7 protein-coding genes are annotated in these 10,279 nt (G+C 48.1%); all 7 read left to right on the top strand.

All coding sequences use genetic code 11. From position 1 onward, the window contains the following. Nucleotides 1–1,120: N-acetylmuramoyl-L-alanine amidase (locus tag VN105_RS18445; RefSeq protein WP_325643001.1), on the top strand; the 1,120-nt coding region annotated here is incomplete at its 5' end. Between the two features lie 126 nt (nt 1,121–1,246). Continuing rightward, a complete protein-coding gene (locus VN105_RS18440) occupies nt 1,247–2,245 on the top strand; it encodes an MlaD family protein (protein WP_325643000.1) in 999 nt (332 codons plus the stop codon). Nucleotides 2,246–2,254: 9 nt separating this feature from the next. Then, nucleotides 2,255–4,138, top strand: coding sequence for an OstA-like protein (locus tag VN105_RS18435; protein WP_325642999.1), 1,884 nt, complete (start codon nt 2,255–2,257; stop codon nt 4,136–4,138). A 95-nt stretch (nt 4,139–4,233) separates the two neighbouring features. After that, nucleotides 4,234–5,445, top strand: coding sequence for a Na+/H+ antiporter NhaA (nhaA, locus tag VN105_RS18430; RefSeq protein WP_325642998.1), 1,212 nt, complete (start codon nt 4,234–4,236; stop codon nt 5,443–5,445). Between the two features lie 84 nt (nt 5,446–5,529). Beyond that, complete coding sequence (locus tag VN105_RS18425; protein WP_325642997.1) at nt 5,530–6,057, top strand: hypothetical protein; 528 nt, start codon at nt 5,530–5,532, stop codon at nt 6,055–6,057. 100 nt (nt 6,058–6,157) lie between these two features. After that, nucleotides 6,158–7,675 (top strand): NAD(P)H-hydrate dehydratase, encoded by a 1,518-nt coding sequence (locus VN105_RS18420; RefSeq protein WP_325642996.1) that lies wholly within the window; start codon nt 6,158–6,160, stop codon nt 7,673–7,675. 179 nt (nt 7,676–7,854) lie between these two features. Continuing rightward, nucleotides 7,855–10,068, top strand: coding sequence for a sodium-translocating pyrophosphatase (locus VN105_RS18415; protein WP_325642995.1), 2,214 nt, complete (start codon nt 7,855–7,857; stop codon nt 10,066–10,068). Nucleotides 10,069–10,279 lie beyond the last annotated feature (211 nt).

Genomic DNA, 10,279 nt, shown 5'->3' with positions numbered 1-10,279 from the left:
GATTATAATTGATGCCGGCCACGGCGGTGAAGACCCCGGCGCCAAAGGCAGCTACTCCACTGAAAAACAGGTAACCCTCGAAGTAGCACTGAAACTGGGAAAGATCCTGGAAGAGAATATGCCCGATGTAAAGGTAGTGTATACACGAAAAACAGACCGCTTCGACGATCCCCGTAAAAAAGCCCAGATTGCCAACGATAATAAAGGGGAACTTTTTGTATCCATCCATTGTAATTCTACCGGGAAAATCCGCAAGGTAACCGGTTATAAAACTGTTTACCGTAAAAAAGGGAAAAGAAAAGTTGCTGTTAAACAACCCATCTACGCTTATTACCCCAGCACCGCCAAAGGCACGGAAACGTATATATGGGCCACCAGCAAAAACAACGCTAAAATGGAGTCGCTTAAACAAAACTCCGTGATCGTACTGGACGCCAACTCAGAAGAAACCAAGCAACTGATGGATGACACAGATCCTGAAACCTTCATCCTGCTGAATACCCTGAGAAACGCCTACTTCGACCAGAGCCTCCGCCTTTCTACCCTCATTGAGGATGAATTTACCCGGGTAGGACGTATCAGCCGCGGCGCAAGACAAAGAAATGAAAAAGGTATCTGGGTACTGTCGGCCACCGCAATGCCAAGCGTACTGGTGGAACTCGGCTTTATCAGCAACCCGGAAGAGGAAGATTATCTCAACTCCAACAACGGACAACAGGAACTGGCCAATTGTATCTATAAAGCTATTAAGCGTTACCGTGATGAACTCGACAGGTTTACCACTAACCGCAATACCCAGCCTTCTACCACCAAAGTATCCGCCAAAGGCAACAGCAATACCACCGCATACGGGAATGGCAGTAACGGCGGCAGCGGCAGGCAGTTGCCCCTATCCGGCAGCTATTGCGTACAACTCATGATCACTGATAAATTCTATAAACCGGGAGCTTCCATTTTCAGGAAGCTCCACGGTGATGTGAACCGCCAACCCGTGGTGATGAATAAAAAAAAACTCAACAAATATATCCTCGGACGGTTTAAAACCGACGAACAAGCCTCCGGCGCCATGCGCAAAGCCCGCAAACTGGGCTTCAAAGACGCTTTCGTAACCACCTGCTAGTCATACCGCCACCCCGTTCCCCCATACCTCTTACCCCCCTTTCCTCTTTTTTATTACTAACATTTTCGTACGATCACTTCCCGTGCATGCTTTTTGATTATTTTTGCGTGAACGTATACGAATCTCATGCTCAAATTATCTAATGAAACCAAAGTAGGTGTATTAACTGTGCTGGGTATAACCTTACTTGTGCTGGGCTTTAATTTATTGAAAGGAAAAAGCCTGTTTTCACATAATAAAACCATTTATGCCGTTTATCACCAGGTAAATGGCTTACAGCCAGCCAACGCGGTACAGGTAAATGGCTTGGTGGTAGGTAATGTCGCTAACCTGGAAGTAATGGACAGAGATGCCTCCCGTATCCTGGTAGCCATCACCATTACCAAAAAAATAGAAATTCCCCGTAATTCTGTAGCGCGTATCAGCAGCGACCTGCTGGGTACCAAAACAGTACAGCTCGACCTGGGTAACGCCGGCGAATACCTGAAAAGCGGCGATACTATTTACGCTGCTGTAGACGGATCTATGACCGATGCCCTGAAAGAACAGCTTAACCCGCTGGTGAAAAAACTGGAAGGGACCCTGTCCAATATCGACTCTGTACTGATATCAGTAAACGCCATTCTCGATACCACCGCAAAAGGAAACCTCCAGGATGCCATCCGCAACCTGAATACCACCATGCGCAACTTTACGCATACCTCCGCATCCCTTAACAATATGCTGGATCCCAACAACGGCAATATCCAGAAAACATTCAATAACCTGGCCGCCGTTACCGGTAACCTGAAGGATAATAATGCTAAAATTACCGGCATACTCGACAACGCCGAAAAAGCTACCGGCGCCCTGGCTAACGGCAACATCGATAAAACACTGCAGCAATTGCAGCAAACCGCCACCAGCCTTAACCAAACCATCAGTAAACTGAATACCACTGATGGTACCGCAGGTATGCTGCTGAACGACAAAAAAGTGTATAACAACCTTCAGTACTCACTGGGTAACCTGAATAAGCTGCTGGAAGACCTGCGGGTGAATCCAAAACGCTATGTACACTTCTCCCTGTTTGGCAAAAAAGATAAAACGAAACCGTTACCTTCAGACACAGCAGCGGTACAATAATAAGAATCAATGCATCGATACATAAAATCAGGGATCTTTCTGGCCGTCATCTGCCTGCTGGCAGCTACGGCCAGCGCCCAGTTTCCGGCACAACCCGCGCCGAAAACCGGGTCTGTCATTGAAATCATTCACGCCGATACACTGATCATGAACGAAAAAGATTCTGTCAGTGTTACCCGCTTCATCGGCAATGCCATTTTTAAACAAGGCACTACCCTGTTTAACTGCGACAGCGCCGTAAAAAATAACAAAACCAATATTATCGACGCATACGGCCATATACATATTAACCAGGCCGACAGTGTTCACATCTACGGTAATTACCTGAACTACGATGCCAACACCCGCATCGCCATTCTCCGGGAAGAGGCAAAACTGACCGATGGAAAAGTAACCATCACCGGCCCCGAACTGCAGTACGATATGAATGCCAAAATTGGCTCGTATGTTAAAACCGGTAAACTGGTAAACGGCAAAAGTGTGCTCACCAGCGATGAAGGCTACTATTACACCGATACCAAAGAAATGCATTTCATGCGGAACGTACTGCTGGTAGACCCGGAATATACCCTCAGCACAGATGAACTGCTTTATAATACCGACACCAAAATAGCCACCATTGTAGCGCCTACCACTATCAACAATAACGATAAAAGCGTGATGTACGCCACCAGCGGTTATTATGATACGGAAAAAGGATACGGTAACTTCGGCAACCGCCCCACTATTGAAGACAGTACCGGCACTATCACCGCCGATAATATAGAAATGGATAAGCTCACCGGCATGGCCTATGCCACCGGTAACATGGTGTATAAGGATACCGCCCGCAAAATGTCGCTGCTGGCCAACAAAGGCATCGTAAACCAACGCGAAAAAACAGTGCTTGCCACCCAGAAGCCATTGCTCATCATGGAAAAAAATAAAGATACCATGTATATGGCCGCCGACACCCTGTTTTCAGGCGTGATCCGGCCGGACGACAGCCTGTCTATTCCTTCCGTGGCCGGGCTCAAACGCTTACCGGAATCTCCCACCAAAAATCTCAGGTCACTCAAAAATATAAGGCCGCCGGAGAAATTCACCGCCACTATATCGCCCATCACACGGGGCGACTCCATCGCCCGGCGACAACAGGATAGTATAGCCGCCAACGTTATGATGTTCATTGCCGACAGTACCCTCGCACAAACCAGGCAAAAGCTGGACTCCGCAGTGAAGAACATAAAAGTGGCGCCCATACCGGATGTGGTGATGCACGATTCCCTGCCGGGTATTAAACACCACGCAGACAGTATGGCGCTCTCTGCACCAAAAGATACCAGTGAGCAACGCTATATCCTTGCCTACCACCATGTAAAAATATTCTCCGACTCCCTGCAGGGCGTGGCAGACAGCGTATACTATACATCAAAGGACTCTATCTTCCGCTTCTACGGCACCCCCGTACTGTGGTCCAACAACACCACCCAGCTCAGCGGCGACACCATCCTTATGTTCACCAAAAACCAGACAGCAGATAAAATGCTGCTCAAAAACAACGGCTTTATTATTAATGAAGCCGGGCCGGGCATGTTTAACCAGATCAAAGGCAATGTGATCACCGGCTATGTGCTGGCGGAAACGCTCGACTGGATGCACGTGGAAGGGAACGCGGAAACCATCAATTATATCAAAGACAAGGCCGGGGCGTATATGAGCGTTAACAAGGCCCAGTGCGCCATTATCAATATCTTTTTCAAAAAAGGAGAAGTAGATAAAGTAGTGCTGATCAAAGACCCGGAAGGCACCGTTTATCCGTTTACGCAACGTCCTAAAGACCAGCTGCTGCTGGAAAACTTTAAATGGGACATTAAGCGGCAGCCAAAAACGAAATACGAACTAATGCAATAATTTTCGTTGTAAGGATACCTGGAAATGGCTGCTTTACCGCAGCCATTTCCAATATCCCATCTCCCGGAAATATTTCTTCATCAAACTGAAACGCTGTGATCAAAAAAGCTGCTAAGATCGTCCGGAAAACACTGATATCTCCTATTCATACTTTCCTGAAAGACAGTCGTGCCGTAGGAATAGTGCTCATTGTATGCACCATTGTATCAATGGTACTGGCCAATACCGGTGCCCAGGAAGATTATATAGGCTTCTGGAATACATTATTTGATCCCGCTGGCGGCCATCATTATGAATACCGCTCTTTACACCTCCCTAATTCCTGGCTGCTTTGGATAAACGATGGCATGATGGTGCTGTTCTTTTTCCTGGTAGGCATGGAAATAAAAAGAGAGCTTACCGTGGGAGAATTATCTTCCGTGCGCAAATCTATTCTGCCCGTGTTAGGGGCTATCGGGGGCATGTTATTCCCTGCGCTGATCTTCACTATCTTCAATAAAAATAGTCCAAATGCACATGGCTGGGGTATCCCGATGGCCACCGATATTGCCTTCTCACTGGGTATCTTATCACTGCTGGGCAAAAGAGTACCGGTTAGCCTTAAAATTTTCCTGATGGCCCTGGCCATCATCGATGATCTTGGCGCCATATTAACCATCGCCATCTTTTATACCCCGCATCTTGATGTAAAATATTTACTGATTGGCGGCGGCGTATTACTCATCCCATTGCTGCTGAACTTTTTGAAAGTGCAGCGGCTGATCTTTTATTACATCCCCGGTGTTGTACTCTGGTATTGTCTCTTTAATTCAGGCGTACACGCCACTATTGCAGGTGTGTTACTGGCGTTCTGTATTCCCCAGGAACGCATCGCCGGATTGGTACATAGCTTACACGACCCGGTGAATTTTATTATTATGCCCGTGTTTGCGCTGGCCAATACCGCCATCCTTTTACCAAAAGATATTAGCGGCGCACTGCAAAACGATATCAGCTATGGCATCATTGCCGGGCTGATACTGGGAAAGCCGCTTGGTATTTTCACGCTTTCCTTTGCCGCTGTAAAGCTTAAGCTGGCTACATTGCCTTCAAAATCAGGATGGCTGCAGCTGCTGGGCGTTGGCCTTATTGCCGGTATCGGTTTTACCATGTCCATTTTCATATCTTCACTGGCCTATCAGGAAAGGGAATTACAGATTATAGCTATCATGTCAGTAATTGTAGCTTCCGTTGCAGCAGGCGTTGCCGGGTTTATTTTTCTGCGGCTCATCAAACCGGTTGGCACTGTTATTGCGAAGCAACCCTGAAATTAATTTCGTCGTGTATATACTTTAGAGAATAAGCCAACGTTTCTCACGTATATTTTTAAGTTTCATTCAAACAACAGATCTATGAAAAAAGTCGTGTTACTTTTCAGCCTTATTGCTATCATCGCAGTCCAGGCAAACGCGCAGAAGAAAAAAAGTTACCAGAGCAGCAATCCTTCCAACTACGAAACTGCATTGGGCATACGCCTGAATCCATGGGTAGTGGGCTTTACCATTAAACACTTTATCCAGGGGCCTCATGCCATTGAAGGATTGGTAACCACTAACCATTCACATAAAACAAACGTTACTTTCACCGCGTTGTATGAATACAACTGGAATATTGGTGTACCTGAACTGAATATGTATGCCGGTGGTGGTGCGCATGTGGGCTTCTACGACCGCCGCGATTACGATTGGGATCGTTATATCGACAAAGGCAAGGGTACTTACGTATCTCCCGGTCTGGATGGTATCATTGGTATCGAATACACTTTCAAGAAAATTCCTTTAAACATCAGTGCTGATCTGAAACCTTACGTACAGTTTGTTGGACCCACCAACTATCTTGGTGAGGAGATCGGCGGTGTGTCTGCCAGATATACTTTTTAATCCCCGGCGACCACTTCATTACAAACGGATCATGAGGCAAGCATGGTCCGTTTTTTTATGTTCCTTATTTTGAAGTATTTTTAGTGTTCAACTACCGGATATGAAAATCTTCTCCGCTGCACAGATCAGGGAGGCAGACGCCTTCACTATCGCCCATGAACCGATCAGCAGTACCGGTCTTATGGAACGGGCCGCCGGAGCATGTGCAGCCTGGCTGGAAGATCATTATTCTCCCGCACACCCTGTTTATATTTTTTGCGGGAAAGGAAATAACGGGGGAGATGGATTAGTGGTTGCCCGTTTAATGCTCGCGCATGGTTACGAGGTACACACCTGCATATTGCAGCATAGCAGCAAAGCAAGTCCCGATCATGAACATCAGCTCCATGCACTGCAACAGCTGTATCCTGCAGCAATTTATACCATCGGCGATGTATCCGACTTCCCGGAACTGGCGCCCAATGCCATTATTATAGACGCCATTTTTGGCACCGGTATGAGCCGGCCGGTAGATGGCTGGATAGCAGGTATTCTTCACCGCATCAACGAACAACGGCACAAACACCCCATTATAGCTATTGATATGCCCTCCGGCCTTATGGCCGATGAAAGCAGCGTGCATAGCCCGGTTATACAGGCGCATACCACGCTGAGCTTTGAATTTTACAAACTGGCTTTCCTGTTACCGGAAAATGCCTCCTTTACAGGAGAAGTGCATGTACTGCCTATAGGACTGCATCCCGGCTATATCACGCAAACGCCGGTACGATATCACCTGGCCGACCGGGAAATAATACGTACTATTTACCGGCCACGTGAGCCCTTCGCCCACAAAGGCACTTATGGTCATGCCTTACTGGTAGCCGGCAGCTATGGAAAAATGGGCGCAGCGGTATTGAGTGCGCGCGCCTGCCTGCGTGCCGGGGTGGGCCTGCTTACCTGCCACGTTCCCCAATGCGGTACCCAGATCATGCAGATCAGCGAGCCTGCCGCCATGTGCATTACCGACGAAGATCCGCATTACAGTACCCATTTCCACAAAGGCATCCCTGCTGGCGGTTATAAAGCAATAGGCATTGGCCCCGGTATAGATAAGCAACCGGGAACAGCCAAATCGCTGGAAGCCCTCATGGACGCCTGGCAGCGCCCTATGGTGATAGATGCCGACGCGCTAAACCTACTCTCCGTGTATCCGTACCTGTTATGTAAGGTACCGAAAGGATCGATGCTTACCCCGCATCCGAAAGAATTTGAACGGCTATTCGGCCAAACCGCCAACGACGTAGCGCGGCTGGAATTGCTATCAGCCAAAGCCGTGGAACTACAGCTGTATATTTTGCTGAAAGGGCGGTATACCGCCATTGCCTGCCCCGATGGGGCGGTGTATTTTAACCATACCGGCAATCCTGGTATGGCTACCGGTGGCAGCGGGGATGTGCTTACCGGCATCCTCACCGGTTTACTGGCGCAGGGATACACTCCCAAAGCTGCCATGCTGCTGGGTGTATGGCTGCACGGCTATGCCGGCGACCTGGCAGCAGCTGAGCTGTCGCAGGAGGCCATGACGGCCTCGGATATCATTACTTCACTGGGTAAAGCCTTCCGGGAAGGGATTTAAGCACTTTATTTTTTTTCGGCTGAAATACTTACTCATGGCTCATGTGTACAATAATTTTATTTACCGCGTACACAATTAATAATTTATGTTTTATATTCATTTGAATATTTTTTTGGAATCCTATTATTTTTTAATTACTAAACTTTTTTGTCAACCACGTATTTATAAATTTCGCTTACATGAATATAGTTTACCTCGTTCCATGTTTTGGATTACTGGCTTTACTGTTTACGGCTGTTAAAAGCTCCTGGGTGTCACGCCAGGATGCAGGTAACGACAAGATGAAAGAAATAGCGCAGCATATTGCTGAAGGCGCTATGGCATTTCTGAAGGCTGAGTATAAAGTCCTTATTTACTTTGTGATTATTGCCGCCCTGTTGTTAGGATACATGGGCGCTACGCACGACAACTCCCACTGGTCCATAGCACTGGCTTTTGTAATCGGGGCCGTGTTTTCCGCCACTGCAGGCTTTATAGGTATGCGGATAGCCACAAAGGCCAATGTGCGTACTGCGCATGCAGCCCGTACCAGCCTGGCCAAAGCCCTGCAGGTGTCGTTTACCGGCGGTTCTGTAATGGGAATGGGTGTTGCCGGCCTGGCAGTTCTCGGGTTAGGCTCTTTATTTATTATACTGCAGTCATATTTCGGGGCAGCAGCCAATACGCCTGAGATGATCAAAACCATTGAAGTGCTCACTGGTTTTTCATTAGGCGCAGAAAGCATCGCCTTGTTTGCCCGTGTGGGTGGCGGCATTTACACCAAAGCCGCCGATGTGGGCGCCGACCTGGTAGGTAAAGTGGAAGCCGGCATCCCGGAAGACGATCCGCGGAACCCCGCCACCATTGCAGATAACGTAGGCGATAACGTGGGCGATGTAGCCGGTATGGGCGCCGACCTGTTTGGTTCTTATGTAGCCACGGTGCTGGCCACTATGGTGCTGGGCTCTGAAACCGTGTCGCAGGATGCTTTCGGAGGCATTGCCCCTATCCTGCTGCCGATGATCATTGCCGGTGCAGGTATTATCTTCTCTATCATAGGTACCTTCTTTGTCCGTATCAGCGAAGGCGCGGGTTTGAATACCGGCGTAGTACAAAAAGCGCTGAACATGGGCAACTGGGGTTCTATCATATTAACGGCCATCGTTTCCTACTTCCTGGTAAACTGGATCCTGCCGGAAAGCACTATGACCTTACGTGGTCATGAATTTACCCGCGGACAGGTATTTGGCGCCATCATGGTAGGTTTGGCCGTAGGTACACTGATCAGTATCATTACTGAGTATTATACTGCAATGGGTAAGCGCCCGGTAAAATCAATTATCCGTCAATCCGCCACCGGCGCTGCTACCAATATCATTGGGGGCTTATCTGTTGGTATGGAATCCACTACCCTGCCCATCCTGGTGCTGGCTGCCGGTATTGCCGGTTCCTTCTCCCTGGCCGGGTTATATGGCGTAGCCATTGCGGCAGCGGGTATGATGGCTACTACAGCCATGCAGCTGGCTATCGATGCGTTTGGCCCGATTGCGGATAATGCCGGTGGTATTGCCGAAATGAGTGAACTGCCTAAAGAAGTAAGGGAAAAAACAGATATCCTTGATGCCGTAGGTAACACCACCGCCGCTACAGGTAAGGGTTTTGCCATTGCCTCTGCAGCCTTAACCGCACTGGCGCTGTTTGCAGCCTTTGTAGGTGTAGCCGGTATCCAGGGTATTGATATCTATAAGGCCAATGTATTGGCAGGTTTATTTGTGGGTGGTATGATCCCCTTCATTTTCTCTTCTCTTGCTATTGCCGCGGTAGGCCGCGCAGCCATGGCTATGGTGGAAGAAGTACGCCGGCAGTTCCGCCAGATACCAGGCATTATGGAAGGTACCGGCAAGCCTGAATACGATAAATGTGTGGCCATCTCCACCCAGGCATCTATTCGTGAGATGATGTTGCCTGGCGCTATTGCGCTGATTTCCCCCTTACTGGTAGGCTTCCTGGCTGGTCCGGAAGTACTGGGCGGTTTCCTGGCCGGTGCCACTGTTAGCGGCGTGCTGATGGGAATTTTCCAGAACAATGCCGGTGGCGCCTGGGACAATGCCAAAAAATCTTTCGAGAAAGGTGTTGAAATCAATGGTGAAACCTACTACAAGAAATCTGAGCCACATAAAGCATCCGTAACCGGCGATACTGTTGGAGATCCTTTTAAAGATACCTCCGGCCCCAGCATGAACATCCTCATCAAACTGATGTCTATCGTATCACTGGTGATTGCGCCTACCCTGGCTGAAATGTTCCATACCAAACAGCCTCCGGTGCCGCCTACTGCCAAAACAGAAGTTGTGCAACCGGCAGCGAAAGCCTTGAGCAATAAGGCAGCGGCTTACCTGGTGGAAAAGAAATAGCGGGGATTTTGTCTGACTCAGGATTAAACTGATTACCCTGATTATCCTGATTTTTATTTTTTGAATTTTATATAAAAATGGAGATAGTAGTGGATACCCGCTTTTATCTCCATTTTTTTCATCTTACTAAGAAACAAAATCAAGGTAATCAGTATAATCAGTTTAATCCTGAGTCAGCCAAAAACCGCTTATATCTCCCCAAATACTTTAA

The sequence above is a fragment of the Chitinophaga sp. genome (assembly GCF_035564935.1).
Taxonomy (GTDB): Bacteria; Bacteroidota; Bacteroidia; order Chitinophagales; family Chitinophagaceae; genus Chitinophaga.
Note: the sequence above shows the minus strand (reverse complement) of the source record. Positions and strands in the feature narration are given on the sequence as shown.